Origin of the sequence: Streptomyces sp. NPDC001339 (assembly GCF_042895955.1) — a bacterium.
Taxonomy (GTDB): Bacteria; Actinomycetota; Actinomycetes; order Streptomycetales; family Streptomycetaceae; genus Streptomyces.
In genome coordinates, this window is sequence record NZ_JBIAWT010000015.1 from 48,844 (window position 1) to 75,343 (window position 26,500).

The 26,500-nt window shown below is 68.7% G+C and carries 20 protein-coding genes, 1 pseudogene and 1 riboswitch; of the genes and pseudogenes, 13 read left to right on the forward strand and 8 right to left on the reverse strand.

The window, feature by feature from the left end; all coding sequences use genetic code 11:
- Positions 1–316: 316 nt before the first annotated feature.
- Complete coding sequence (locus ACFY12_RS31980; RefSeq protein ID WP_390719454.1) at positions 317–1,753, forward strand: glycosyltransferase family 39 protein; 1,437 nt, start codon at positions 317–319, stop codon at positions 1,751–1,753.
- A 77-nt stretch (positions 1,754–1,830) separates the two neighbouring features.
- Here the strand turns inward: ACFY12_RS31980 and ACFY12_RS31985 are convergent, their stop codons facing one another.
- Positions 1,831–2,244, reverse strand: a complete 414-nt coding sequence (locus ACFY12_RS31985) for a DUF4345 domain-containing protein (protein ID WP_390719455.1) — start codon at positions 2,242–2,244, stop codon at positions 1,831–1,833.
- A gap of 154 nt (positions 2,245–2,398) precedes the next feature.
- On the opposite strand from ACFY12_RS31985, the gene ACFY12_RS31990 reads away from it, so the two are divergent.
- From ACFY12_RS31990 to ACFY12_RS32000, 3 genes are all read left to right on the forward strand, one after another.
- A complete protein-coding gene (locus ACFY12_RS31990; protein WP_390719456.1) occupies positions 2,399–3,073 on the forward strand; it encodes a TetR/AcrR family transcriptional regulator in 675 nt (224 codons plus the stop codon).
- 163 nt (positions 3,074–3,236) lie between these two features.
- Entirely contained in the window at positions 3,237–3,659 is a 423-nt protein-coding gene (locus ACFY12_RS31995) for a GNAT family N-acetyltransferase (RefSeq protein ID WP_390719457.1), read from the forward strand.
- Between the two features lie 580 nt (positions 3,660–4,239).
- Positions 4,240–4,560: a hypothetical protein gene (locus ACFY12_RS32000; RefSeq protein WP_390719520.1), complete on the forward strand. Its 321-nt coding sequence runs from the start codon at positions 4,240–4,242 to the stop codon at positions 4,558–4,560.
- A gap of 218 nt (positions 4,561–4,778) precedes the next feature.
- On the opposite strand, the gene ACFY12_RS32005 is transcribed toward ACFY12_RS32000, so the two are convergent.
- Positions 4,779–5,270, reverse strand: coding sequence for a DUF6924 domain-containing protein (locus ACFY12_RS32005; protein WP_390719458.1), 492 nt, complete (start codon positions 5,268–5,270; stop codon positions 4,779–4,781).
- Between the two features lie 713 nt (positions 5,271–5,983).
- Between ACFY12_RS32005 and ACFY12_RS32010 the strand changes: the two genes are divergently transcribed.
- The 5 genes from ACFY12_RS32010 to ACFY12_RS32030 all read left to right on the forward strand — a co-directional run bounded on the left by ACFY12_RS32010 (position 5,984) and on the right by ACFY12_RS32030 (position 11,440).
- Complete coding sequence (locus ACFY12_RS32010; RefSeq protein WP_390719459.1) at positions 5,984–7,531, forward strand: peptide MFS transporter; 1,548 nt, start codon at positions 5,984–5,986, stop codon at positions 7,529–7,531.
- A gap of 629 nt (positions 7,532–8,160) precedes the next feature.
- Positions 8,161–9,681, forward strand: a complete 1,521-nt coding sequence (locus tag ACFY12_RS32015; RefSeq protein WP_390719460.1) for a DUF2079 domain-containing protein — start codon at positions 8,161–8,163, stop codon at positions 9,679–9,681.
- Between the two features lie 271 nt (positions 9,682–9,952).
- A complete protein-coding gene (locus tag ACFY12_RS32020; RefSeq protein ID WP_390719461.1) occupies positions 9,953–10,393 on the forward strand; it encodes a nitroreductase family deazaflavin-dependent oxidoreductase in 441 nt (146 codons plus the stop codon).
- A gap of 323 nt (positions 10,394–10,716) precedes the next feature.
- Complete coding sequence (locus tag ACFY12_RS32025; RefSeq protein ID WP_390719462.1) at positions 10,717–10,887, forward strand: hypothetical protein; 171 nt, start codon at positions 10,717–10,719, stop codon at positions 10,885–10,887.
- A gap of 157 nt (positions 10,888–11,044) precedes the next feature.
- The gene (locus tag ACFY12_RS32030) at positions 11,045–11,440 is read left to right on the forward strand and encodes a hypothetical protein (protein ID WP_390719463.1); all 396 of its coding nucleotides are present in this window, start codon (positions 11,045–11,047) and stop codon (positions 11,438–11,440) included.
- Between the two features lie 211 nt (positions 11,441–11,651).
- On the opposite strand, the gene ACFY12_RS32035 is transcribed toward ACFY12_RS32030, so the two are convergent.
- Complete coding sequence (locus tag ACFY12_RS32035; protein WP_390719521.1) at positions 11,652–12,710, reverse strand: PP2C family protein-serine/threonine phosphatase; 1,059 nt, start codon at positions 12,708–12,710, stop codon at positions 11,652–11,654.
- A 413-nt stretch (positions 12,711–13,123) separates the two neighbouring features.
- On the opposite strand from ACFY12_RS32035, the gene ACFY12_RS32040 reads away from it, so the two are divergent.
- Positions 13,124–15,865, forward strand: coding sequence for a SpoIIE family protein phosphatase (locus ACFY12_RS32040; protein WP_390719464.1), 2,742 nt, complete (start codon positions 13,124–13,126; stop codon positions 15,863–15,865).
- Between the two features lie 311 nt (positions 15,866–16,176).
- The gene (locus tag ACFY12_RS32045; RefSeq protein WP_390719465.1) at positions 16,177–17,316 is read left to right on the forward strand and encodes an ABC transporter substrate-binding protein; all 1,140 of its coding nucleotides are present in this window, start codon (positions 16,177–16,179) and stop codon (positions 17,314–17,316) included.
- 67 nt (positions 17,317–17,383) lie between these two features.
- On the opposite strand, the gene ACFY12_RS32050 is transcribed toward ACFY12_RS32045, so the two are convergent.
- The 5 genes and pseudogenes from ACFY12_RS32050 to thiI form a co-directional block, all read right to left on the reverse strand.
- Complete coding sequence (locus ACFY12_RS32050) at positions 17,384–18,544, reverse strand: alpha-hydroxy-acid oxidizing protein (RefSeq protein WP_390719466.1); 1,161 nt, start codon at positions 18,542–18,544, stop codon at positions 17,384–17,386.
- A gap of 257 nt (positions 18,545–18,801) precedes the next feature.
- Complete coding sequence (locus ACFY12_RS32055) at positions 18,802–19,953, reverse strand: amidohydrolase family protein (RefSeq protein ID WP_390719467.1); 1,152 nt, start codon at positions 19,951–19,953, stop codon at positions 18,802–18,804.
- A 479-nt stretch (positions 19,954–20,432) separates the two neighbouring features.
- On the reverse strand, positions 20,433–22,751 hold the full coding sequence (metE, locus tag ACFY12_RS32060) for a 5-methyltetrahydropteroyltriglutamate--homocysteine S-methyltransferase (protein ID WP_390719468.1): 2,319 nt from the start codon (positions 22,749–22,751) through the stop codon (positions 20,433–20,435).
- 164 nt (positions 22,752–22,915) lie between these two features.
- A riboswitch (cobalamin riboswitch) is annotated at positions 22,916–23,144 on the reverse strand.
- Between the two features lie 118 nt (positions 23,145–23,262).
- A pseudogene (locus ACFY12_RS32065) lies at positions 23,263–23,460 on the reverse strand (3-hydroxyacyl-CoA dehydrogenase family protein); the annotation flags it as partial.
- A 1-nt stretch (position 23,461) separates the two neighbouring features.
- Positions 23,462–24,778, reverse strand: a complete 1,317-nt coding sequence (gene thiI / locus ACFY12_RS32070) for a tRNA uracil 4-sulfurtransferase ThiI (protein WP_390719469.1) — start codon at positions 24,776–24,778, stop codon at positions 23,462–23,464.
- 419 nt (positions 24,779–25,197) lie between these two features.
- Here thiI and cobF point away from each other — a divergent pair, with 419 nt between their 5' ends.
- Complete coding sequence (gene cobF, locus ACFY12_RS32075; RefSeq protein ID WP_390719470.1) at positions 25,198–25,977, forward strand: precorrin-6A synthase (deacetylating); 780 nt, start codon at positions 25,198–25,200, stop codon at positions 25,975–25,977.
- Positions 25,931–26,362 (forward strand): creatininase family protein, encoded by a 432-nt coding sequence (locus ACFY12_RS32080; protein WP_390719522.1) that lies wholly within the window; start codon positions 25,931–25,933, stop codon positions 26,360–26,362. Before cobF ends, ACFY12_RS32080 begins: the two co-directional genes overlap by 47 nt.
- The last annotated feature ends 138 nt before the right edge of the window (positions 26,363–26,500 follow it).

Sequence of the window (26,500 nt, forward strand, 5' to 3'; positions counted from 1 at the left end):
CCCGAACATGTGTCAAGGTCGTCCCGGAAAATCATGCGGGCAACTCACCCCTACTTTCCGGTGACCGGAAATTTCTAGGGCCGATAGGGGATGTGAAAAGCCCGATAGGGGGTTTCATAGGGGGCCGCCGGATCCGGAGAGCGGCGTCCGGCCTCGTGCCGCGGGCGGCCAAGCCGTCCTTCCCTGCTCCCTACGGGGGTGGCTCGGCGTGCCCCGGGCAGAGGCGAGCCGGCGGTGCCGGGAGGGCGCATCGCATAGTCTTCATCAGCGAACCGACATACCGGACCCGACGCAATCGACCCATGGGGATACAACAGTGCAGCACGGTCGGATATCCATCTGTGCCGGCCCGGCCGTCCTCTCGCTCATCCTCGGCTTGTGGGGCATCACGCGCGAGCACAGCATGTGGCGGGACGAGGCGGCGACCTGGCAAGCGGCGCATCGGTCACTGGCCGAGATAGGACACATGGTCGGCCAGGTCGACGTCGTCCATGGCCTGTACTACGTGGTGATGCACGGGGCATTCGCCCTCTTCGGCGACAGTCTGGTCACCCTGCGGCTGCCCTCGGTGCTCGCCACCGCCGGCGCCTGCGCACTGACGGCGCTGATCGGTGCCCGGCTCTCGGGGCGCTGGGTGGGGATCGGGGCAGGGCTCGCCCTCGCGGTCGTTCCCGCGGTACAGGAGTACTCCCAGGAGGGCCGGTCCTACGCCCTTGTCCTCGCCTTCGTGGCCCTGGCGACCTGGCTTCTCGTGTGCGCCCTGGAGCGGCCGGGCGCCTGGCGGTGGGCCGGTTATGCGGGGGCCGTGCTGATCGCCGCGCTGCTCAACTGGTTCTCGCTGCTCGCGCTCGTCGCGCATGCCGTCACCGTGGTGTGCACCCGCCCGGGCCGGGCCCGATGTACCGGGTGGGCGCTCGCCGCCGTAGCGGCTGTGGCCGGGGCCCTGCCGCTGGTGCTGGCCAGCCGGGCCCAGGCCGATCAGGTCTCCTGGATCAAGCCGCTCGGCTGGTCGACGGTGCTCGGTGTGGTGATCACCGTGACGATCGGCGCCCTCTGCGCGCGCATGCCGTACGCGCGCCTGACGGCACGCCGGCGGGACGACGCGCCCCGCGCACACGTGAGCCTCGCAGCCGTCGCACTCCCGCTGTGCGCCGTACCGCAGATCGGCCTGGCCGCGGTCTCCCTCGCCAAACCCCTCTACATCACCCGCTACGTCCTGTTCGCCTACATAGGCCTCGCGCTCCTCGTCGGCGTCCTGCTCGCCACGATCGCCAGGCGCATCAAGGCACACCCCCGCGTGCTGCTCCCCACCGCGCTCGCCCTGGCCCTCCTGGCGCTGCTCCCGACCGAGCTCGGGCTGCGCAGGGTGGACAGCCGCGTCGACGACGTACTGGCCGCGGCAGCCATCGTCGGCCACACGCGCCATACCGCCGACGGCGTGCTCTACATTCCCGCCGCGCGCCGCGACACCGCCCTCGTCTCACCCCATGAATTCGCCGGCCTGCGGGATCTGGCCCTGGCCCAGAGCCCGGTGGAATCCGGCACGCTGAAAGGCATAGAAGCCGGACCGCACGACATAGAACAAGCCGTGCTCAGCGCACAGCGCATAATCCTCGTCACCGACCCCGGACCCCGCCACGCCCATTCGGCACCCGACCACGCCAAGCAACGCGCCCTCGACAAGCGCTTCGTGCGCCGCTCGGTCAGCGTCGAGCGAGGCCGCCAGGTGAGCGTCTACGAACGAATGAAGTGATCCGGGTCACGCGTAATTCCTCACCGGCAACGCCACCTTCCCCGCCGGGCGTTCGGTCTGGACGAGCTCACGCGTGTTCATCGGCCGGCGGACACGGCCTCCACGCCGCTGTGCGGGGCCCGCTCCTCTGCATCGGCCAGCCAGAAGAAGAACGGCGGCAGGCCGAGTTCGATCACCGCCAGCGCGATCTGGAACCACTGCGGCCAACCGTGCACGGCGAGCGAGAGCAGCCGGCCCACGCCGCCCAGCAGGAATACGCCGGCGAGCCACCGCACCGGCCGAGCCGGGATCGGACGCTGCCGCGCGGCCCAGAGCCAGGCCAGCCCGTAGCCGACGAAGACGGCCCCCATGAACCGGCCCCAGCTGTCGACCGTCGTACCGGCGGAACCGGCCCCGGGGATCGCCGCGTTGCCGAGCGCCACGTGGAACAAGCCGATCGCTACGCAAGCCCAGCCCATCAGCTGTGTGAGTACGCGCAGAGCCCTGGCCATATTCCCTCCAAGACGTGTGGTGCGGAGCTTGGTTGACATCTGCCTACATACCTTGGATGCGCCAGCAGACGCATGCACACCTTGGATGCGCCAGTAGACGTATGCATACATACCTTGGATGCACTAGTAGACGCATGTCAACTAAGCTTCCTTCGTGCCTCCTCGCCAGCGACTCACCCCCGCCGACCGCCGCGCCCAACTCCTCGCCGTCGGCGCACGGCTCTTCGCCGCACACCCATACGCCGACGTGCTGATGGAGGAGGTGGCTGAAGAGGCCGGCGTCTCCCGGGCCCTGCTCTACCGTCACTTCCCCAGCAAACAGGCCCTCTTCGCGGCCGTTTACCAGCAGGCGGCGGACCAACTGCTCACCCGGACTCGGTTCGACCCCGCGGACTCCCTGGTGGAACAGCTCATCCAGGGCATGGACGTCCATCTCGACTACTTCATGGCGAACCGCCACTCCGTCCTCGCCGCAAACCGGGTCCTCGCGGGAGACCCGGTGATCCAGACGATCATGACCCAAGAGCTGGACGCGCTCCGTGCGCGGCTCCTGGCCGTACTCCCGCTCGCGGACGAGAGCGCCCGCGAGGCCGTGTCCGACGTCCTGAAGAGCTGGCTGGTATTCGTCCAGGTCCTGTGCGTGGACTGGCTCACCCACGAGACCTGTACCCGCACCCAGTTGCGCGATGTCTGTATCGGCGCGGTTCTCGGCGCCCTCCGGCCGCTGCTCGCAGAGGACCCCGCCCCCGACTGGCCGCCGCAAGGGCCCGGCGCGGGTGCCTCGGGAGGCGTCCTGACGTCAGCCAGGACGCTGAAGCTGAATCAGTGAGCCGCTGCCGGCCTCCGCACTCGGACGGCTTCACCGTCGGTCCACGCACCTCACGACGATCATCGGTGGCCGCAGCCGTTTCCGCACGGGTGTCGTCGTGGAGTCGGTGTCCGACAGCCGAAATTGCCTGCGTGGCCGGTCTTACTGCTGTTAGACAACCCTGATGGACAAGCTCAAGATCCGTAGCGCGAGCATCGCCGAGGTCCCTGCCGTGCTGGCCTTCTGGGCTCGGTCGGCCGAGGGCACCAGCATCACCGACGACGCGGACGGCGTCACCCGCCTCCTCGTCCGTGACCCAGACGCCCTACTGGTCGCCGAAAGGGACGGAGCAATCGTCGGCACGGTCATAGCCGGCTACGACGGCTGGCGCTGCCACCTGTACCGGCTGGCCGTCGACCCGGATCAGCGCCGCCAGGGCATCGCCGCCGCGCTGCTTGCCGCTGCCCACCAACGTTTCGTGACACTCGGCGGCCGCCGGGCCGATGCCATGGTCCTGGATCACAACGAACTCGGTCAGCATGCCTGGCGCGCCGCCGGTTACCACGCTGAGGAGCAGTGGAGCCGCTGGGTCAGACCGCTTTTCTGACGGTGCCGTCAACCTCTGTAGCCCGGCAGGATCACTTCCACGGCGGGAGCACCAAGGGCGCCGGGGCCTCGACAACCATCAGGAACGGCTGCTCCACGGCACTCACCAGTCCCCCACCGCCCCCTCTCACGGCCACACACATTCTGGCACTCTCCCGGCCGGCTTGGGCAATGTTGCGAGGTCAGCGGCTTTGGGGTTGTATCTCCCGGCGGTGTTGACACGGTGGTCGACGCCGGACATACACCGGACATACAGCAGGTCTGATGGAAACGGGGAACGCGTGAGTACACCTTCGCAGGGTGCGTACGGGAATTCGTACGGCCCGGGGCCGGGAGTACAGCAAGGGCATGGAACCTGGCAGGCGGTGCCGCCACAGCAGCCGCATGGGGTGCCTGGGCAGGCGCCGGCGCCCCTTCAGGCGCAGGGACATGCCCAGGGGTGGCCGGGGGCGCCGGGGCCGGGAGCGCCGGCGCAGCAGGGACTTGCGTATGGGACTCCCCCGCAGGGCTTCTGCCGCATCTGCGGCGCGATGCCGGCCGCGGCCGTGACCGTTCGCGCGCATCAAGGCATCTTGATCGTGATGCGCTTCCAGAAGCTGGAGGGGCCGTTCTGCCGGACATGCGGCACCGCGGTGCTCCGGCAGATGACCGCGGCGACGCTGGCACTGGGTTGGTGGAGCCCGTTCTCACTGGTGTTCTTCACGCCGTTCACGCTGATCTGGAACGCATCCGTGAGGGCCAAGCTCAACAAGCTGGCCGAGCCTGTTCCCGGGCAGCCGGGGCAGCAACTGGATCCGGGCACGCCGGTGCTGCGGCGAGCGGTGTCCTACATTGCACTGCTGCCCCTGGCCTGGGCGATCTGGGTCATCGCTCACATCATTGGTGACATCGCAGGCGGCTGAAGTCCTCAGGAGGAAGCCGCGATTGTCAGCCGGGCCGTGGCGAGTACCTCGGGCTGACGCCGGTCACCGCGGTCTCGCTCCGGCCGCGGCCTGACCGGGTGCCGAGGAAACAGCACGCCCCGGAACCACCCTGCGGCCCGACTGTCCCGCGCCCGCCTCCGCCCGAGCCGCCGACCGGTTGGCGCGGGCCCGTCTCCATGTGACCGGCTCACACCCCGTCAGCCGCCGTCCTCGTCCTCGTCCTCTTGATCCATCTGGCGAAACTCCTCGTACACAGCCGTCCCTGGCCCCGCCACATGCACCTCGAAGTCCGACCAGTCGGAGTCGTGGAATTCGCGGAAGAACAAGTTGCCGATGCTGTCGTTGATTTCGACGCCGGCCACGTGCAGGGCCGGAACACGGAACGGCTTCTCCCGCGGCCAGGGCTCATCGCCCGCATCGTCCACATGAATGTCGATGCCGAGCAACGGCAGATCGTCGGAGGCGAACGTCTCCGCGTCGGCCAGATAGAGGTGGTCGTACGGCAGGTCGTGGCCGGTGTCGGGGGCGGCGGCGAGCACCGTCTCGGACAGCAGGCCCCGATACTCCTCCTTGTCGATCGGGGTGACATACGCGATGGCCCGGTCGTAGTCGCAGACGTCCTGCGAGCCCTCCTCGAAGGCGACGGGCATCTCCAAGGCCCGCAGCAGGCGAGCCCAAGTGCCGGGCACTGACAGGACGAGGGCGCGCGGACCTCGCGCCGGTCGGCCGGCGACATACCGCCTGACCATCGGATCCGTACTCGCCATGTACGCCCCGGCCGCCGAAGCCGCCGACGCCCGAACGTCAACAGGGCGATACGCACCGGAAAGCCCAACTCGCTCAGCGCGCGCGTGCCCTACACAGAAGGGAATACGTAAAATAAATGACTTAAGCGACCGATTTGAACGAATATCGACCTCTTCGGAGCGCAGCACGCAAACCCTTCGGGCAAATGATTAAAGGTTCAACATTTGCTTCCGGTTTAACCCTCTCCCATTGGCTTGTTTTCGAGGAGATGGGTTGACTACTCCAATGACGGCGTGATCGGATGACGAAGGGCGAGTAATTTTCATGCGATAGGGGGTTTCCATGGATGTCGGTCGGCAGTGCATCCTGGACGCCCATCGCGCAACACAACGCGCGGAACCCCCTCCTCCGCATCCGTATGAAGTAATGACGGGGAACCCTTTCAGGGTGATTCGAACCGCTCCATTGCGGCTCCGAATGAAGCGGATGGATTCCACGCAGAAGTAGTCTGCCTTGCGAGCCGCTTGTGCTGCGGCCCCCAAGGGCGCGGCAATTCGACAGGCATGTCGCCCCGAGGGCGCCATTGGCGGGTCAACCTATGTAGGTCAACCTATGTAATACCGCTCCGGATGAATGGTCGACAGAAAGAGATCCCGTGTCGGTAAATAACCCCACACCTGACGCCGTTTCGCAAAAGAGATTCTTCGGACATCCATGGGGACTCTCCACGCTCTTCATGACTGAGATGTGGGAGCGCTTTTCCTACTACGGCATGAAAGCGATTCTACTCTATTACATGTACTACCAGGCCGCCCACGGCGGCTTGGGGTTCGATAAAAATCTGGCCATGAGCCTCGTTTCCGTGTATGGCGCGGCTCTCTACATGTCCGGCATCGCCGGGGGGTGGGTAGCCGACCGGATTCTGGGCGCTCGTCGTTCTATTGCGTGGGGCTGCGTCCTCATCATGTGTGCCCACGTCGCGCTGGCGGTGCCGGGTGGGGGCGCTCCGGCTCTGTATGCCGCCATGATCCTGCTTGTCGTGGGCACGGGTCTACTGAAGCCGAACATCACGAAGAACGTCGGCGACCTCTACGAAAAGGGCGACAACCGCCGCGACGCCGGATTCACGCTGTTCGTCATGGGCGTGCAAATTGGCGCCTTCATTTCCCCCGTCGTCGTCGGGGACATATTGACGAGCCCCGACCAGACGAGCTCACAAGGAAATCATTTCCACTGGGGATTCAGCGCCGCCGCGGTCGGTATGGCCATTGGCCTCCTCCAATATCTACTGCGTGCCCGCAGAACTCTGGGTGAGACTGGTATACAGGCTCCCAACCCTCTAGAGCCTCACCATCGAACCCGCGTATACGGGGCGCTCGGTGGCGGCTTCCTCATCCTGGCAGCAGTAATCACCATATTGGCGGTCAACGACCATCTGAGCGCCGATGGTGTTGTCGACTCGGTTAGCGTGCTCGCGCTCGTAGTGCCAGCTCTGTATTTCATCATCATGCTGCGCAGCAGCAAAGTCAGCGCTATTGAGCGCGGACGCGTGATGGCCTTTATACCTCTGTTCATTGCGATGGTGGTGTTCTGGTTCGTCGAGGAACAACAATTCACTGTCATGGCAAGCTATGCTGACGAGCAGACAGACCTTGACGCCTGGGGGTTCCATATCGACCCCACGCTGGTGCAGACAATCAACCCTGTTTTCATGCTTGTCTTCGCACCTGTACTGGCTTCCCTCTGGACGAAGCTTCGCCGACAGCCGACGGCCCCGCAGAAATTTTCTGTCGGATTGATCCTCACGGGTGCCGGATTCGCCCTCCTCTTCTTTCCCTGGCTCCTTGACGGACCGCACACTCCCGCAAATCCGGCCTGGCCTCTGGTCAGTCTTGGTCTGATTGCGATCGGCGAATTGTTCGTCAATCCCGTCGGCCTGTCCGCTACTACACAGCTCGCGCCCATCGCATTTGCCTCTCAGGTTGTAGGCCTCAATTACGCTTCCGACGCCGCAGCACAGGGGCTCATCGCTCAAGTTTCGAAGTACTACAGCGCGGCTGCTGCGGGACCGTACTTCGGCGTCATCGGTGCCCTTGTCGTCCTGCTCGGCGTCGGCTTGTGGTTCTACTCTCCCAAGGTGCACCGCCAGATGATCAGCAAACCCGACGTAGACGATCCTGCGAACTCTGAAAAAATGTCCTAAGGGATCCATGAGCGGGGTGACCTCCGACGGCGGTCACATCTCACAGCCCAGGCGCAAACAGCCTTTGCCGGCAGGACTTCATTGCAAAGGCTGTTTGCGCTCATGTATGGATCCGAAACGGCTGAGGTTCTGATTCGTTGAGCGCTGTGTGCTGGGAATCCAGTCGGCGCCGGCCGCGGAGGACATCGTCGGCAGGCAAGGCCGTCGTCCAGACGGGCATCACCCTGCGGCCATGGACCGCTCTGCCACCGGCATCGCCCCGTACCGGAGCGAGCTGACGAAGCTCACCGCCGACCGTCCGCAGGTCGGGGTGGCCGTGTAGGGGTGGCCGTGTAAGTGGTGTGTCGTCGGGCGACCAGGTTCTGGGCTGTGGGACGGCGCAGCAACGTAGCGTCGCCGACATGAGTCTCCGATCGGGCCGAATGCCGAGCCAGGACACCGGCCGCCTGCCAGACCAACAACGTCATGGCGAGGCGGTGGCCGGTACGGCCGGTACGGCCGGTGCGCAGCGGCGGCGGCACACATTGGTTCGTGTGCCGGGGGCCGGGACCGCGGGGCGTGGGCCGGGGGCCCGGGACGCGAGGCGTGGCTGGTCACTGGCGCTGTTGTGCTTTCTTGTGTGCTGCGGTGTGGGGTTGCAGTCCTGGACGGCGTTGCGGGTGACGGGCTTCGATCTCGGGATCTTCGACCAGGCGATCCGGGCCTATGCCCACTTCGAGCTCCCCGTGTCACCGATCAAGAACGTCCATCACGAGTTCCCGCCGGGCTTCTCCCTCCTGGGCGACCACTTCTCCCCCGTGCTCGCGCTGCTGGCACCGCTCTACTGGGTGTGGGACGACCCACGGATGCTCCTCATCGCCCAGGCCGCGCTGTTCGCCGTCGGGGTACCCGTGGTGCGCAGGATCGCCCGGCACTGCTTCGCAGGCGCCGCTCCGTCCGTGATACGCCGGGCGGCCGACGGGGCCGGGCTGGTGTACGCGCTGGGCTGGCCGTTGCTGAACGCCTCGTACACCGGCTTCCACGAGGTGGCCTTCGCGGTGCCGCTCACCCTCCTGATGCTCGAACGCGGCCTGGCCCGTCGCTACGGCACCGCGGCGTTGTGGGCGGCCCTGCTGTGCACGGTCAAGGAGGACATGGGGCTGATTGCCGGGCTGTTCGGGATCCTGCTGGCGATACGCGCCCACCGCTCGGGCCACCGTGCCGGCCGGGCCCTGGGCGTTGCGGTGATGCTGGCCGGGCCATTGGTCTCCGCCGTCGTGATCACGTGGTTCCTGCCGGCGATGGGCAGCCCACCCGGCTACTACTGGTCCTACGACCGCCTGGGGGCGAATCCGGGCGACGCCCTGGTCCACGTGCTGTCCGAACCGTGGGTGGTGGCGCAGGTCGCCGTCAGCCCGCTCGTCAAGGTGGCCATGCTGGCGTGGGTGCTGGGCACCCTGGCGTTGCTGCCGCTCGGCTCGCCCACGCTGCTCCTCGCGGTGCCGCTGCTGGCGGAGCGGGTGCTGTCCGACAACCCCAACCACTGGCCGGTGATCAACCACTACGACGCTTTCCTGTGGCCGATCCTGCTCACCGCCGCGCTGGAAACCCTGGCTCGGCTGCATCACTCCCGAGCGCATCGCTCCCGGGCGCATCGCTCCGGGCTGCCGCAGCCCGCTGCCAGGAAACCCGGCCTTCCGGGCCGATGGGCGATGGCAGCAGTCACGTTGAGTTCAGCGGCGGCGGTCTTCCTCGGTCTGGGCCCCCTGGTCAACCCGGGGTCATGGCAGCCCACGGCTGACAGGCGCGCGCTGGCCCAGGCAGCGGAGTTCATTCCGGACGGGGCGACGGTCGAGGCGGACAACAACATCGCCCCTCGTCTGACGGCGCGTACCGACGTGGTCATCGCCGATGCGACCCCACGGGGAGCCGACTGGGTGCTGATGCGTGAGGAGCAGCGGGCCTTTCCCTTCGCCGCAGTGTCCGAGCAGCGACAGCGGATCAGCCTTCTGCTGAGTCACGGGTACGAGGAGGTGTGGCGCCGGGACGGGGTGGTGCTCCTGCACCGCGTCCGCCCGATACCCGTTCCCGGCACCAGCCGCCCCGGACCGGGCAGCACCCCGGTTCGCGAACGGGTGCCCGCCGACGTGGGCCGCAACCTGTTGCGATAGTTGTTCGCCTGACCGCGAGCAGGCGAGCGCGACACCCCGCGTCACACATGCCACGCCCATGACGCGTGGCCTCGTCCACGGCCACGGCCACCGTGCTCAGCTTGATCGATGTCGATGGATGCACCGCGGGGCCAAGACATCGTCGAAGCAGGCCGGCCCGGCGTTCGTGACGGGGACTTGGCCCAGGGCCTGTTGGAGAACTTGTTCTGCGTGCCCAGATTGGCTCGTTGTGTCGGACGCAGCCGACGAGCCGAGTGTCTATTCTCCGGGTATGCCACTTGAAGGTGAGTACGAGCCGGGTGCACTGGGCTGGGCAAACGAACAGGCCGCGCTGTACGAGAGGTCCGGCGGCGCCGAGGGCAACACACTGGAAGGCAAGCCGGTCGTGGTGATGACCTCGGTCGGCGCCAAGAGCGGCAAGCTGCGCAAGAACCCGCTGATGCGGGTCGAGCATGCGGGCCGGTACGCGGCGGTCGCCTCCAAAGGCGGCTCCCCAGAGAACCCGGGCTGGTACAACAACCTGCTCACCCAGCCGCATGTCGAGCTACAGGACGGTCCGGTCAAGAAGGACTACCGGGCCCGCCTGGCCTCCGGCGAGGAGCGAGCGCTGTGGTGGGAGCGTGCGATCGCGGTCTGGCCCGCCTACGACGAGTACCAGAAGAAGACCGACCGGCAGATCCCGGTGTTCGTCCTGACACCGATGGACACCTGACCGGCACTCCGGACCTACGGCGTGCCTTGCCCCCGCGGATTCGCCGCTCCGCATAGTCGCGGGTGCGGGTCCGGGTGTCCCAGCGCAGGCGGGCCGGGGCGACTGTGCAGAGCGCGGAGTTGGCTTGGCGGCACGTCACCGGCCGCGCGGGCAATTCTGTCTTCAGGGGTTCCAGCTCGTAACACCGCCGGTTGGGCTGGGGGTTGCTCAGGCCGGCCAACGACTCCCGCAGGCTGGGCCTGCTGACACCAGGACAGCCTTGAGCTGGTTGATCGCCTGCGAGTTTCCTCTCGCCGGACCCGCTCATCGACTTCGGTAACTCGGTGGACCCGCTCATCGACTTCGGTAATCCGCAGACGATGAACCCGTACGCCTGCGCCGACATCGCGCCGGTCACCGAGTCCGACCCGGACGGCCTCTTCGGGGGCGCGACCTTCCACGTCGGCACAAGAGTGGCCTCGGCGGGACACCGTGCCGGAGTCCGGCTCCGCTGAGTGTGACGGCTCCGATGAATGATCGCGATGTCGCTGATACACGGCCTCAGGACGGCCGAAACATCCGCTGCCTAACGTGCCGGGCACGGGTGCCTCCCGGCGCCCCTGCCAGGTCCGAACAGACTCGGACGCACCGTGCATTTCTGAAGGAGCAGCCATGTCCCAGCACGCTGTGCCGCATACCAGCCGTAAGCGCACCGGGCTGCGCGCCGCCCTCACCGTCGCAATAGCCGGCGCGGCACTCGCCGTACCGGCCACCTCGGCGTTCGCCATGCCCACGGACTACGTCAAGGAGGTCAAGGTCGACAACGGCGACACCCTCGAGTTGGACGGCAACACCGACACCGTCACCATCAAAGACCCCGAGCACGGCGTCACCGGGAAGCTGAACGTGAACAAGCTCGGTCCGGTGGACAGCCGGATGGACCCGAACGGGACGTACACGCTGCAGCTCCCGAAGCCTGCCGCGCAGGCCGATGCCACGCCCAAGGTCGTCTACAAGCACGACGGCAAGACGGTGAAGACCTTCGCCCTCCCGCACGGCCCCGGCTGAAACTGCTCGTCCCGGCTCAACGGCGGCCCCCGGCTCCACTCTCCGGCGGGGGCCGCCTCGCCGTGCGGCGGGCTGGTGGACCAGGAGCACCGGCCGAGGACGGATAAGTGACCGGCTCCTGGTGGTGGCCGGCCACGAAACCACAACCGGCCTCGCCCGCCGGCTGATCTGCCGGCGACGCCTGCGACCCGTGTTGCGTGACGAGTTCTCACTAAGCGGGCTGATCCCGCTGACCGTCAAGCGGCTCCGGAGCGGCGCACAAGCGCACGGCGAGGGCGGCGATGTCGTCGTCGAGGCGCCCTCTGCTGTAGTGCAGCAGGTCATGGTGGAGAGCATTGAGCAGTTCGCGGGGTCGCCCCGGCGGCTGCCGGCGCAACCAGGCCGCCACGGGGAAGAACCCGCCGTCGCGGCCGCGAGCCTCGGCGACACCGTCGGTGTAGAGGAGCAGCAGGTCGCCAGGGGCGAGGCCGAAGGTGTCGATGCGGTAGTGATCACCGATCAGCTCCGCGAGGTTGAGGAGCGGCGAGGGAGCGGTGGGCTCCAGGGCGCGGAGTTCCCCACGGTTCAGGAGCAGCGGTGGGGGATGTCCGCAGTTGAGGATTCCGATACTGCCGCCCTCGTGCGGGATCTCGGCGAGAAGGGCGGTGGCGAAGCGCTCCATCATGTCCTCGGGGGGAAAGGCGGCGTTGTAACGGGTACTGCTGGCCTCCAGGCGACGCGCGATGTTGACCAGGTCGGCCTCGTCGTAGGCTGCCTCCCGGAAGGAATTGACCATCGCCGCGGCCGCACCCACCGCCGGCAGACCCTTGCCCCGCACGTCGCCGATGAGCAGCCGGACGCCGTACTTCGTGTCGACCACCTCGTAGAAGTCGCCGCCGATACTGGCCTCCGCGGCGGCCGCGAGATACAGCGCCTCGATCTCGACGTTTCCGAAGCGGCGCGCCATCGGGCTCAGGACCACCTGCTGCGCCGCGTCGGCGACGAGCCGGACCTGGAACAGGGTCTGCTCCCGCTGGAGCCGGACATGGCTTCCGTACGCGGCCGCCACGGTGACAGCGACGATCCCCGCCGCCGTCCACCACGTCCCCAGGCCGGGGAACACGATGCCGAGGCCGATCATGAGAAGAAGGCAGACCGTGCCCAGCAGGACGGTGGGGAGCACGGGCCACATGGCGGCCGCGAGGGCCGGCGCTGCGGGCAGGAGCCGGCTGAAAGCCAGTTCAGGTGGAGTGGCGTACGCCAGGCCGGCGATGACAACGGTCAGGATCACCGGAGACAGCAGAGTGAGCGGCCCCCGGCCGTGGCGATGACGGAGGCTCAGCCGTCCAGGCTTGATCACACTTCGCAGGATATCCACGCACAGCGGACATGGCGCCTCGACGGCGTCCGGGAGCCGGTACTCCTCGGCCGACACGACGCACCCCCGGCCCAGTGGTCGACACGCTGCCCCATGGTGGCCGCCGCACCTTCTGGCCGATCACACCGTGATTCAGGACCCGAAAGCGATAGAAATAGGATATGCGTAGCCTTTTGGGACGGACCTGGCGCAGGTGGTTCCACACGTCGGGGAGCGTCCATGCGCCGGGCCGGCTTCCTCGTCCGGGGCGCGACGATCACAGGCTCCAGGAAGACGATCACAGGCTCCAGGAATCCGCCCGTCCGCACCGCGGAAACCCCTCGGGCGTGCTGCGGCGCCTGCACTCCCTGCTGAGTGTGCGCAGCCTCGCCGGCGAGGTGTTCCTCCTGCATCTGGTGGTCGTGGTGCTGCTCGTCGCCGCCACGGCGGCGGCTCTGGTCGTACAGGCGCGGAGCGAGAGCACGTCCGAGGCCCGGCACCGGACGCTTGCCGCCGCCCAGACGTTCGCAAACGCTCCGGGCATCCTGACGGCACTGGGCAGCTCCGACCCGACCGCGATCCTCCAGCCGCGCGCCGAGGCGGCGCGGAAAGGCTCCGGTGTCGACGCGATCATCGTGTACCGGCGCGACGGGATCACGCTCACCCATAGTGACCCCCGGCAGATCGGGAAACGCGTCATCGGCCCCTTCGCGGAGGCAGCGGCCGGCAGGGCGTTCACCAGGACATTCGAGGGGACGCTGGGTCTCTCTGTGGTCTCGGTGGTCCCCGTCAAGAATGCCGCCGGCACCGTTGTCGCCCTCGTCGCGGTCCCGGTGACGGTCGAGAAGGTCCAGGACAGGGTGAACCAGCAGCTGCCGGTGCTGTTCGGCATCGCGGGCGGGGCTCTCGTGCTCGCTGCGGGCGGTGCGGGGCTGGTGAGCCGACGGCTGCGGCGGCAGACACATGGCCTGGGCCCGGCCGAGATGACACGGATGTACGAACACCATGACGCGGTTCTGCACGCGGTCCGGGAGGGGGTCGTGATCATCGGGGACGACGGCCGGCTGCTGCTGGCCAATGACGAGGCCCGGCGGCTGTTGGACCTACCGGTGAACGCGGAGCGGCGCTACGTCACCGACCTGGGCCTGGACGCGGCGGTCGCCGAGCGGCTGGCCTCCCCTCGCACGGCCACCGACGAGGTACTCCTGTCGGGTGACCGGCTGCTGGCGGTCAACAAGCGGCTCACCGCCCCCCATGGGCCGTCCAGCAGCGTGGTGACGCTGCGTGACACAACCGAGCTGCGGGCGCTCTCCGGCAGGGCCGAGATAGCCCGTGAGCGGTTGAAGCTGCTCTACGACGCCGGGGCGCGGATCGGGACCACACTGGATGTGACGCGCACGTGCGAGGAACTGGCGGAGGCAGCGGTCCCCCAGTTCGCCGACGTCGTCACCGTCGACTTGCTGGACCCGGTGCTGCGCGGTGAGGAACCGCCCGGCGCGAGCACCGAGATGCGCCGCACCGCGGTTGCCGGCCTGGAGGGCGGCCATTCCCTCGACCCCGTCGGTGAACTGATCCGGTTCGCTCCTGCCGACCCGATCATCGCCGGGGTGACCGGCGGCCACGCGGTCCTCGAAGCCGACCTGAGCACCTCCGACGGCTGGCGGGCCCAGGCCCCGGAACGAGCCCGGCGAGTACTGGACCAGGGCATCCACTCCCTGATCGCTGTGCCGCTACGAGCCCGGGGGACGGTGCTGGGAATGGTGAACTTCTGGCGGGCGCGCGCCTCTCCACCGTTTGAGCAGGAGGATGTGTCCTTCGCCGAGGAGTTGGCCGCTCGGGCGGCGGTGTGCATCGACAATGCCCGCCGCTACACCCGTGAGCACGCCATGGCCGTCACGCTGCAGCGCAGCCTGTTGCCCCGTGAGCTGCCCGAGCAGACCGCGCTCGATGCGGCTCACCGCTACCTGCCGGCGAAGGCCGGGGTGGGCGGCGACTGGTTCGACCTCATCCCGCTGTCCGGTGCCCGGGTCGCCCTGGTGGTCGGCGATGTCGTCGGCCACGGCTTGCGCGCTGCGGCCACCATGGGTCGACTGCGCACCGCGGTGCACAACTTCTCCACCCTGGACCTGCCTCCTGACGAACTGCTGCGCTATGTGGATGAACTGGTGGCCCACATCGACGCCGAAGAGACCGCCACCGAAGAGACCGCCGCCGAGGAGGACTGGCAGGGGATCACCGGGGCCACTTGCCTGTACGTGATCTACGACCCCGTCTCCGGGCAGTTGGCCGCCGCCACCGCCGGCCATCTGGGGCCCGCTGTGGTCCATCCCGACGGCACCGTGCTCTTCCCCCAGATGCCGGTATCCCCGCCGCTGGGCCTGGGCGCCGGCCTGCCCTTCGAAAGCACCGAGCTGACCCTGCCCGAGGGCTCCCGGCTGGTGCTCTACACCGACGGGCTCGTCGAGGACCGCGACCTGGACGCCGGCCTGGAGGCCCTGCGCCGTGCCCTCGCAGGGCCTGACCGCACCCCGGAGGCAACCTGCGCCGCGGTGATCGAGGCCATGCTGCCCGCCCGGCCTCGCGACGACATCGCGCTGCTGGTGGCCCGGACCCGTCGGCTGGGGCGCGCGCAGGTCGCCGAGTGGGATGTGCCCTACGACCCGGCGGCGGTAGCCTCGGTCCGCTCCGCCTGCGTCCGACGGCTGACGGACTGGGGGCTGGAGCAGATCGCCTTCGCCACCGAGCTCATCCTCAGCGAGCTGATCACCAACGCCATCCGCTACGGCACCGAGCCCGTCACCGTGCGGCTGCTGCGCACAGCGCCCATCGGCGGCTCCACCGCGGGCACCCTCATCTGCGAGGTCGCCGACGGTAGCAGCACCTCTCCCCGCCTGCGCCGGGCCAAGACCACTGACGAGGGTGGTCGCGGACTGTTCCTCGTCGCCCAGTTCGCCCAGCGCTGGGGTACCCGCTACACTCCGACCGGCAAGATCATCTGGGCCGAACAAAGCCTCCACGACGGCGTCACCTCCGCCGGAGAGGGCCTCGGCGAGATCGCCCCCGGTCTCTGGGACGACACCGCGTGGTGAGGAACGGGCCTCGCGTTCGCCGGCACGGCCGGCGACAGCCTCCCGAGTCCGGGCTCCTCACCGGCATGCAGACGATTCCCGGCCCATGCTCGTGGTACTGGGTACTCTGGCCTGGGTGACCGCTGCGCCGACGCGGTAGGCCGACGTAGACCAAGAAGACACCAAGAAGACGCAGAGGCGGGCACGGTTCTTCGGACCTCCTCCACGCCTTGCCATCGCCATGTGTCCATCGATGACAACCGGTGGACATCCCTGTATCGCTCGCCCCTTGTTGGAACTCTGGAACTTCTGTGACCCGTCCAGGAACCATCGTGACCGCACCTCGTGCCCGAGCAGGGGTCGTCTCCGGTTGCCTCGTCCTCATGTCACTGACCCTGAGCGCCTGCGGCGACACACCCACCGCAACGCCCGAGAAGCCGTCGTTGGCCACCTCCGCCGAGCACGTGGGTGGCATGGACGCATTGGTCGCCGCGGCGAAGGACGAGGGGACACTCAACGCGATCGCGCTCCCGCGCGACTGGGCCGGCTACGGCGCCCTGCTGGACGGCTTCGAGAGGAAGTACGGGATCGACGTCAGGGTCGAGAATCCGCAGGGCTCCAGCCAGAGCGAGATCGACGCCGTCAAGAGGAACCGGGGTCGGGCAAGCGCTCCCGACGTGATTGACGTCGGTGACACATTCGCGCAGGACGCGGCCCGGAAGCAGCTGCTCGCTCCCTACCAGGTCGCCGCGTACGGCTCGATCCCGGAGAATCAGAAGGACCCCGAGGCCCACTGGTACAACGGCTACGGCGGCTACATCTCCATCGGCTGCGACGCCACGCGCGTCCACACCTGCCCGCAGACCTTCTCCGATCTGGTGAAACCCGAATACAAGGGCAAGGTCGCGCTCAACGGCGACCCCACCGAGGCCGGCGCCGCCTTCGCCGGCGTGTATGCGGCGGCCCTGGCGAACAAAGGGTCCTTCGACGACATCCAGCCCGGCATCGACTTCTTCGCCAACCTCAAGAAGATCGGCAACTTCAACCCCGTGGAGTCCACCCCGGCCGCCATCGTGAAGGGTGACACACCCATCAGCATCGACTGGGACTTCGTCAACCTCGGCTACGCCGACGAGTTCCGCAGCAAGGGCGTGGACTGGAAGGTCTCCATTCCCTTCGACGGCAGCTTCGGTCAGTACTACGCGATGGCCATCAACAAGGACGCCCCGCACCCTGCCGCTGCGCGCCTGTGGCAGGAGTACCTCTTCAGCCCGGAGGGCCAGAACCTCCGGCTGGAGGGCTACGCCCGCCCCGTACTGATGGACGCCATGAAGGAGGACGGCACCCTTGACGAGGCCGCCGCCGCAAGGCTGCCGACGGTCGAGGGCACGACGGAATTCCCGACCGAGGCACAGTCGGAGAAGGCGCAGGCGAAGATCGCCCGGGGCTGGGCCAAGGCCCTGTCAGGCTGACGGCGGACCCCGGGGTTCACGGGAGTACGGGTCGTCTCGTGTCAGTGGCAGTACGGGTCGTCTTGTGTCAGTGGATGCGCTGGAGGGTGTCGGGGGTGAGGTCGGCGAGGGTGGGGTAGCCGTCGACGGCCATGAGCAGGTCCGCCTCGGCGAGCAGGGCGCGCAGGACGTGGACGATGCCGTCGGTGCCGCCGAGGGCCGCGCCGTAGGCGTAGGGGCGGCCGATGCCGACGGCAGTGGCGCCGAGGGCGAGGGCCTTGATGACGTCGGCTCCGGTGCGTACACCGGAGTCGAACAGGACGGGCAGGCCGTCGGCGGCCTCGACCACGGCGGGCAGGGCGTCGAGGGCGGGCAGACCGCCGTTTGCCTGTCGGCCGCCGTGGTTGGAGCAGTAGATGCCGTCCACGCCGCCGTCCTTGGCACGGCGGACGTCGTCAGGGTGGCAGATGCCCTTGAGGATCAGCGGCAGGTCGGTGATCGACCGCAGCCAGGACAGGTCGTTCCAGGTGAGGGGGTTGCCGAAGATCTTCGCCCAGTGCATCACGGCGGCTTCCGGGTCGTCCTCGGGGGACTTGGCAAGCCGGGAGCGGAAGACGGGGTCGGAGAAGTAGTTGGCCAGGCAGTGGCCGCGCAGCTGGGGAAAGTTGCCGGCGGTCAGGTCGCGCGGCCGCCAACCGGCGATCCAGGTGTCGAGGGTGACCACGATGCCCTTGAACCCGGCGGCCTCCGCCCGGTGTACGAGGCTCTCGGCCACCTCCCGGTCGGTGGGGGTGTAGAGCGAGAAGAAGCCCGGGGTGTCGCCGAACTCCTCGGCGACCTCCTCCATCGGGTCGACCGTCAACGTCGATGCCACCATCGGCACTCCCGTCCGTGCGGCGGCCCGTGCGGTGGCGAGGTCGCCGTGGCCGTCCTGTGTGCACAGCCCGATCACGCCGACCGGCACCATGAACAGCGGGGTGGGCAGGCGCATGCCGAACAGGTCGACGGACAGGTCGCGTTCGGTGGGGCTGACCATCATGCGCGGGAACAGGCCCCACCGCTGGAACGCGGCGACGTTGGCCCGCTGGGTGTACTCGTCGCCGGCGCCGCCTGCCACATAGGAGAGCACCGAAGGCGACATCGCCGCCTGGGCCGGCGGCTCCAGGTCGGCGTAGGTCATCGGCAGGCTGGGCAGCACTCCACGGAGCCCGTTGAAGTAGATCTCGTTCTGGTAGTCGGCGTAGGTCATGATCCGGCCCTCCGGCGCTTGTGCTGCGGCCCGCCCGGTGCGGGCCCGGCCTCTACAGTGGAGGCAAGCGCTCCACAAGCCCGCCAGAACGCATGATTCTCGCCGCGGAGATGCCCAGGATGCAGGAAACGGCGAAGCCTCTCAGCCAGACGCGAGGGTTTCCCCGCTCGCGGTCTTCCGCCCAGCGCCGTCACCAGCGCCATCACCAGCGCCGACGAGTCGCCTACCGGCGGGGCTGTGGCCCTGCGGGGCGGTGTTCAGCCCCGGCTCGCCGACGGCGAGCCGGCCACGGCCTTTCTTGATTGAGCGTCGATGCGGAACACACGCATGGCGTTGTCGCGGAATGTCTTGCGCAGCACGTCGTGGCCGCGCGGCCCCAGGACGTTGACCAGCATGCCGATGATGTCGGGCAGTGAGGCGTTGGGCCGGTCCATGGGGTAGTTCGATCCGAACAGCACACGGTCGGGGCCGAAGGCGTCAGTGACGTGATCGACCATGGGCCGCAGAAGTTGTTGGAGATTGTCGCGGCCACCGATGTTGTCCTCGGGGCTGTGACCAAAGCCCAGTTGCGGGAAGGCGCATCCGGAGTGTTTGGCGACCACGTTGGAGTGCTCGGCCACCGCGGAGATGTTGTCCTTCCAGGTGCGGTAGATGTCGGCGCGTTGGGCGGCGGTGGCTCCGGTGTCGGTTCCCACGGGGCCGAACACGCCGACCGGGGTGGCGTAGTGATCGACGATGATGGTCGTCTCGGGGTACTCGCGCGCCAGGACGGCGACGTCCGGGAGTTGGCCGGAGTAGATCGTCGCCTCGAAGGGCAGGCCCCGTTCGGCGACCGCGGAGAATCCGGTGAGGAAGTCCCGGCTTTTGAGTAGTCCCGGTTCGTCGTACCAGTTCAGAACCTTGGGGTCCGGGTGCCAGGCCGCGAGCTGACGGATGCACGTGACCTTGCCGCTGGCCTGCAGGTGGGCGTCGATGAGGGCGGCACAGTGCGGGCTTGAGGGGTTGGCGCGCGCGACGATCGCGGCCAGGTCCGGCCGGCCGTCGCGGCCCCAGGGCAGGGAGGTCAGCCATCTGGTCTCCGCCACCGGCGCCATCGGGTCCTTCTTCTCCTGCCACCCGGCCTCCACATGCACCACGGCGGTGACGGGCGCGCCGACCGCCTCGGCGACCCCTTCGGCGACAGCGGCGTAGTCGTCGGGCAGGAACGGCCGTACCACATACCGCGGGGTCAGCGTCAGTTCCCTGAGCGTGACCGGCGCCAACTTGGCGAAGGCCGCCTCGACCAGCCGCGGTGCCGCCCGATAGACCGGTGCCGCCGGGCTGGCCTGACGGGGGGTGGTGAACGGATCCCATTGATGCATGTGGGCGTCGATGATCCCCTCGACAACGCCCGCGAGACTGTAAGCCATGTGTCGTTCCTCGCCGCGGAGTGTGGTGGCCCTATGCCGCTTGCCGGCATCGACGATCGCGGTGGCACCCAGCGGCTCATCGATGTCGGCATCGAGGGTGGAGCTGATGCGGCCCATGGCCCAGTAGCAGCCGAGGTACGCGCCTGCACGAGGTACGCGCCTGCCCGCGGGCAGTGGCCCACGTGCACCGCTTCGGCCGGAGGGCCGAGTCCGACCGCACGCTGGTGTTTCCAGGCTGCATCGGTACGGACCGACCGGCAAGCCGGACCCGGGGCCGCCTCGATGAGGCGCGGAGACCCCTGGCGTGGGGGGCGAGGACGGAGAGGTCGCCGGTCACCGCCCCTGAGCGACCGGCGACGCCGACACCGGACCCGGCCGGCGGACCGTGCCGGCCCTGTGACGAACACCGGCTCCCCCACCGTCACCCCCCGAGACGGCTGGGAGGGACCGGCTTCGCTCCCTCCCGGCCGTCGACCGGATCAGGAGCCGGACAGCTCCGTTCGGACGGTGCGGGCCGCGGTGACCAGGTTCTCCAGCGAGGCACGGGTCTCGGGCCAGCCGCGGGTCTTCAGGCCGCAGTCCGGGTTGACCCAGAGGCGCTCGGCGGGGATGGCCTCAAGTCCCTTGCGCAGCAGGGCGGCTGCCTCGTCGGCACTCGGGATGCGAGGGGAGTGGATGTCGTAGACACCGGGGCCGGCCTCGCGCGGGTAGCCGTGTGCGGCCAGCTCCCGGGCGACCTGCATGTGGGAGCGGGCGGCCTCCAGGCTGATGACGTCCGCGTCGAGATCGTCGATGGCCTGCACGATGTCGCCGAATTCCGCGTAGCACATGTGGGTGTGGATCTGCGTGCGGTCCTGTACGCCGCTGGTGGAGAGGCGGAACGCCTCGGTGGCCCAGGCGAGATACGCGGGGTGGTCGGCTGCGCGCAGCGGCAGCGTCTCACGCAAGGCGGGTTCGTCGACCTGGATGACCGAGGTTCCGGCCGCCTCCAGGTCACCCACCTCGTCGCGCAGGGCGAGGGCGACCTGGCGGGCGGTGTCACCGAGCGGCTGGTCGTCGCGGACGAAGGACCAGGCGAGCATGGTCACCGGGCCGGTGAGCATGCCCTTGACGGGGCGGTCGGTCAGCGACTGCGCGTAGGAGGTCCAGCGGACCGTCATCGGCTCGGGCCGGGAGATGTCACCCGCCAGGACCGGCGGCCGGACGTAGCGGGTGCCGTAGGACTGCACCCAGCCATGCTGTGTGGCGAGGTAGCCGGTGAGCTGTTCCGCGAAGTACTGGACCATGTCGTTGCGCTCCGGCTCGCCGTGCACCAGGACATCGATGCCGGCCTTCTCCTGGAAGCCGAGGACATCGCGGATCTCGGCCGCGATGCGGTCGTCGTATCCCGCGGTGTCGATCCGTCCCGCGCGCAGGTCGGCGCGGGCGGTGCGCAGTTCGGCGGTCTGCGGGAAGGAACCGATGGTGGTGGTCGGCAGCAGCGGCAGCCCGAGGTGGGCACGCTGGGCCGTTGCGCGCTCGGCGTACGGCGCGGAGCGGCGGCCGTCGGCGTCGGTGACGGCCGCGGCACGGGCGCGTACCGCCGGGTCGTGGGTGATCGCCGAGTTCGCCCGGGAGGCCAGGTCGGCGCGGTTCGCGGCGAGTTCGGCGGCGATGGTGTCGGTGCCCTCCGACAGGCCTCGCGCCAGGGTCACCAGCTCCGCGGTCTTCTGCTTGGCGAAGGCCAGCCAGCGGACGATCTGAGGGTCGATGTCGCGCTCGACGGTGGCGTCCAGCGGCACGTGCAGCAGCGAGCAGGACGCGGCCACGTCCACGCGGTCGGCGAGGCCGAGCAGGGTGCCGAGGGCGGCCAGCGACTTCTCCAGATCGTTGATCCAGATGTTGCGGCCATTGACCACTCCCGCCACCAGGCGCTTGCCCGGCAGTCCGCCGACGGCCGCCAGGGCGTCGAGGTTCGCCACGGCCGCGTCGGTGAAGTCGAGCGCCAGACCGTCCACCGGGGCCTTGGCCAGGACGGGCAGGGCGTCGCCGAGGCGGTCGAAGTACGAGGCGACCAGCAGCTTCGGACGGTCGGTCAGGGCACCCAGCTCGCGGTAGGCGCGCGCGGCGGCGTTCAGTTCGGCCGGGGTGCGGTCCTGCACGAGGGCGGGCTCGTCGAGCTGCACCCACTCGGCGCCGGCGGCACGCAGGTCGGCGAGCACCTCGGCGTAGACCGGCAGCAGTCGGTCCAGCAGCGTCAGCGGCTCGAAGTCCGCGGCCACGCCGGGAGCGGGCTTGGACAGCAGGAGGTAGGTGACCGGTCCGACGAGAACCGGCCGGGGGGGCAGACCGAGCGCGAGAGCTTCCTTGAACTCGGCGACCTGCTTGCCGGAGTCGGCGGTGAAGACGGTGTCCGGTCCCAACTCCGGTACGAGGTAGTGGTAGTTGGTGTCGAACCACTTCGTCATCTCCAGCGGCGCGACGTCCTGTGTGCCGCGCGCCATCGCGAAGTAGCCGTCGAGCGTGTCGGCCGCGACGGCGGCGCGGTGGCGGTCCGGGACAGCACCGACCATCACGCTGGTGTCCAGCACGTGGTCGTAGTAGGAGAAGTCACCGGTCGGCACCTCGTGGATGCCGGCGTCGGCCAGTTGCTGCCAGTGGGAACGGCGCAGGGTGCGGGCGGTCTCCTTGAGGGCGTCGGCGGTGACCTTGCCCTTCCAGTAGCCCTCGATGGCCTTCTTCAGTTCCCGGTTCTGTCCCTGGCGGGGGTAGCCGTACACGGTGGCCCGTGCTGCCGCGGCTGCGGACTTCGCTGTCACGGAACTCTCCTTCGCGGATGTGCCTGGTGAAAGCCCCGGGGACGGAACGAGAAGCGCGAAGGGGTGACGAACCGGACGGAACCACGGTGCGCTCGCGACGCACGTGTCCGCCTGGTATGTACGCCGACCCGCCCTCGAGGTCACCGGGATGGCCGTCCACGCATGGGCGCAGACGGGCAACGGGCAGGTCTTCGGACTCGCGGGCACGCCTGCCGGAGTCTTCCGGCGGGCACCTACTGGCCGTCGCTTCCCGGATCCGCGGCCCGGATCCAGTGCGTATGACGGCGGTCGTTCCCACTCACCGCTGCGGGGCAGTCCCGGATTCCCACCGGGTTCCCTCTTACGACGCGGCCCGTCTGGCGGACGGGGCGAACCTGTTGCCCGGCCAGCGTAGAGGGCGGCCGTGGCGACGGACACCTCTGTTCACATTCCGGACTGTGAGATGAGACACCGGCGGGACGTGGTGGAGATGCCGGGACGTGGTGGAGTTGCGGCGGGGTGCGGAACGGCCTCAGTCGCCCGTACGGCCGAGCAGTCCCGCGTCCACCATGCGCCGGAGCAGCGGTGGCGGTGCGTAGAGGGGTTCCTTGAACTCGTCGTAGAGGGACCGGGCGATGGAGGCGACGGTGTCCAGGCCGATCAGGCCGGCGAGTCCGAGCGGGGCCACGGGGTGGGCGCAGCCCAGCTCCATGCCCGCGTCCACGCCGGCCTTACGGGGCGCACGCTCCCGCAGCCCGGAACAGCGAACCGTCAGAGGGAGCATGGTCGTCACCTGGATCACCCGGACCGGATCCGGCCGCCCTGTCGACCTCCCCCGGGTACATGACCTGGACGTCACGCAACAGGCTTTCCACCACGTCGTCCACGTCGAGGCGCCTCTCCACCGAACGCAGGCCGGTCAGTCCGGCCCGGAGGGTGACACGGGGCGGTGCGAGGAGCTTGCAGCAGTCCTCGTCCGGCAGCACGGAGACCTCTGCGGTGCCGATGGACCTGGCCTCGTCGATGATCTCCTGCTTCTCCCAACCGATCAACGGCCGCAGCACCGGCAGGCCGGCGGCCTCGTCCACGGCTGCCAGGTTGGCCAGGGTCTGACTGGCCACCTGTCCCAGACTGTCCCCCGTCACCAGCGCCTCCGCCCGGGTTCGGCCGGCCAGCGCCGAGGCGGCGCGCACCATCAGCCGCCGCTGTGCGACGACTTGGAGCCGGCCGGCACCCGCGACGGCCAGCTGCTTCTGTGCCTGGCCGAGGGCGATGACGTGGAGCCGTCCGCCGGGCTGATAGCGGTTGAGTTCCCGGGCGAGGGCGTACGCCTTGTAAACGGAAGCGGCGTTCGTGTACGGAGCGCCGGTGAAGTGGACGAAGTCGCAGTGCAGCCCCCGGCGCATCGCCCGGTAGGCCGCCACCGGCGAGTCGTACCCTCCGGAGAGCAGCACCAGGGCACGGCCGCTGGAGCCGACCGGCAGCCCGCCCGGACCCGGGTGCCGGGTCCAGGAAACGTAGCTCTCCTTGTGGTCGATCTCGACGGAGACCCGAACGTCGGGTCGGGAGAGGTTCACCGGCAGCGGCCCCAGGGCGGCGAGGACGCGTGACCCCAGGAAACGCTCGAACTGCGACGAGGTCATCTCGAAGCCCTTGTCCCGGCGCTTGACCCGCACGGCGAAGCTGATTCCGGGCCGCTCGGCACGGGCACCGGCGACCGCGTCCACGACGGCCGCGGAAATGTCCGGCACGGTACCCGGGACGCGCAGAGCGGGCTCGACCGAGTTGAACCCGATCACCCGGCGGGCACGCTCCACCAAGACCTCCTGTGGGACCTCTCCGCCGAGCACGGTGACGTTCTGGCCGTGCTTGATCCACGTGGAGCCGCCGACGCCCCGCAGGGCGTGGCGGAGGTTGTCGTGCAGCCGCTCGGTGAACAGGTGCCGGTTGCGGCCTTTGAGGAAGATCTCACCGTGTTTGAGCAGCACGCAGGGCCCGCTGCCGGGGCGTGGTGTGCTGGGGGAAGGGATGCTCGGTTCGCCGGGCACGAAACTCTCCTTCGCGAGTCGTCGTGAGGACCGGCCCCGGAACGCGAGCGCGGTGCGGGGTACCCAGGGTAGACAAGGTGGCGCATGGTCGGTGAACGGGGTGTGGGGCGGCTGATGGCCGCGCCGCCGGCTCGCGGCGCTCCCCGCTCACGGTGCTCCCCGCCAGTGCCGGCCGGGGCACTTGGCTCAGCGACGGCAGGGGCAATACCCGTACCGATCGCGAACAGTCCACTGACGCGAACAGTCCACTGAGCGGTGCAGGACATCCGCCGACGGCACGCGTGGGCAGCCGGGAAGGTCGCCGAGCGCGGCATCACCCTCACCACCGTCGCCGAGCGCGTCCTTCGGGCCCTTGGCCGAGCGAGACAGGTCTCGGTCCGGGTGCTGCCGAGGGAGCCTGACCTGCGACACTGCCTCGCATGAGCACGGAGCAGCGCACCATACTCGTCGTCGGCATCGGAGCCGGCGACCCGGACCACCTGACACTCGCCGCGGTGAAGGCCATGCGTCGCGCGGACGTCTTCTTCATCGTGGGCAAGGGGTCGGACAAGTCCGCACTGACGGACCTGCGCCACCGCATGATCGAGGAGCACGCGCAGGCCCCGTACCGTGTCGTGGAGGTCGACGACCCGAGTCCGGAGCGTCGTCCGATGGACCGCTCCGACTACACCTCTGCCGTCCACGACTGGCGTACTCGTCGCGCGGACATCTTCGAGCAGCTGATGCGCGACGAGATGACGGCAGGGGAGACCGGGGCCTTCCTCGTGTGGGGCGACCCGTCGCTGTATGACAGCACGCTCGGCATCCTCTCCGACATCGAGAGGCGGGGCACGGTCTCTGCCGCGGTCGAGGTGTTCCCCGGCATCAGCAGTGTCTCGACGCTGGCCGCGCGGCATCGCATTCCACTGAATCAGGTCGGCCGGCCGGTACACATCACCCCTGCGCGCCGCCTGCCCGAAGTGGGCCAGAACGACGACGGGGACATCGTCGTCATGCTCGATGCGAACGAGTCGTTCGCCCAGGTCGACAGCGACGACGTCTGGATCTACTGGGGTGCCTACCTCGGCACTCCGGACGAACTGCTCATTGCCGGTCCCCTGCGTGAGGTGTCCGACCGCATCCGTCAGGTGCGGGCTGCGGCGCGTGCCCACCATGGATGGATCATGGATACGTACCTTCTGCGCATCGTGGACCGCTGAGCGGCCCGACAGTGTCGGTGTGGTCGGCAAGTTCGCGTCGTGCCTGATAACGGTGGGCGCCATCCTGCCGGTGTGTCGCGACCGCGCTCGCAGAGGACACACCACTCCATCGGCTGCCCAGCGGTACGGTCCGCGAAGCTCCGGCCCAGAGGTGGAGGCAGCGGCCGGGCGGGGAGCGTGCGTCCTCTTGCCCACGGGGGTCATCGAACAGCACGGGCCACACCTGCCTCTGGGCACCGATGCCTACGGTGCCTACCAGCTCGCCGCCCTGGCCTTCACACAACTGCGGTCAGGGCCACCTTGTCCCCCTTGTCCCCACCCGGTGCTCATGGGATGCCACGTCCAGCCACGACGTCCGGGCTCCGCGCCCGCGGCGGAGGCGTAACGGCTCGCTGGGGGGGGAGTGCCACCTCACGGTCGAAGACCGGCCATCTCCCACTCGGTTGTCACTCATGCCCGTGTCAGCAGGCATCACCTCGGCCTCTTGCCGCAGACACCGCACCGGCGGCTGAAGCTCCGTGTC

Coding starts and splice junctions, on each gene's coding strand:
- ACFY12_RS32020 (WP_390719461.1), top strand. CDS start 9,953: ATGCCACTTGAAGGTGAGTACGAGCCGGGTGCACTGGGCTGGGCAAAC.
- cobF (WP_390719470.1), top strand. CDS start 25,198: ATGAGCACGGAGCAGCGCACCATACTCGTCGTCGGCATCGGAGCCGGC.
- ACFY12_RS32050 (WP_390719466.1), bottom strand. CDS start 18,544: ATGACCTACGCCGACTACCAGAACGAGATCTACTTCAACGGGCTCCGT.
- ACFY12_RS31995 (WP_390719457.1), top strand. CDS start 3,237: ATGGACAAGCTCAAGATCCGTAGCGCGAGCATCGCCGAGGTCCCTGCC.
- ACFY12_RS32000 (WP_390719520.1), top strand. CDS start 4,240: ATGCGCTTCCAGAAGCTGGAGGGGCCGTTCTGCCGGACATGCGGCACC.
- ACFY12_RS32080 (WP_390719522.1), top strand. CDS start 25,931: ATGGATGGATCATGGATACGTACCTTCTGCGCATCGTGGACCGCTGAG.
- ACFY12_RS32055 (WP_390719467.1), bottom strand. CDS start 19,953: ATGGCTTACAGTCTCGCGGGCGTTGTCGAGGGGATCATCGACGCCCAC.
- ACFY12_RS31985 (WP_390719455.1), bottom strand. CDS start 2,244: ATGGCCAGGGCTCTGCGCGTACTCACACAGCTGATGGGCTGGGCTTGC.
- ACFY12_RS32030 (WP_390719463.1), top strand. CDS start 11,045: ATGTCCCAGCACGCTGTGCCGCATACCAGCCGTAAGCGCACCGGGCTG.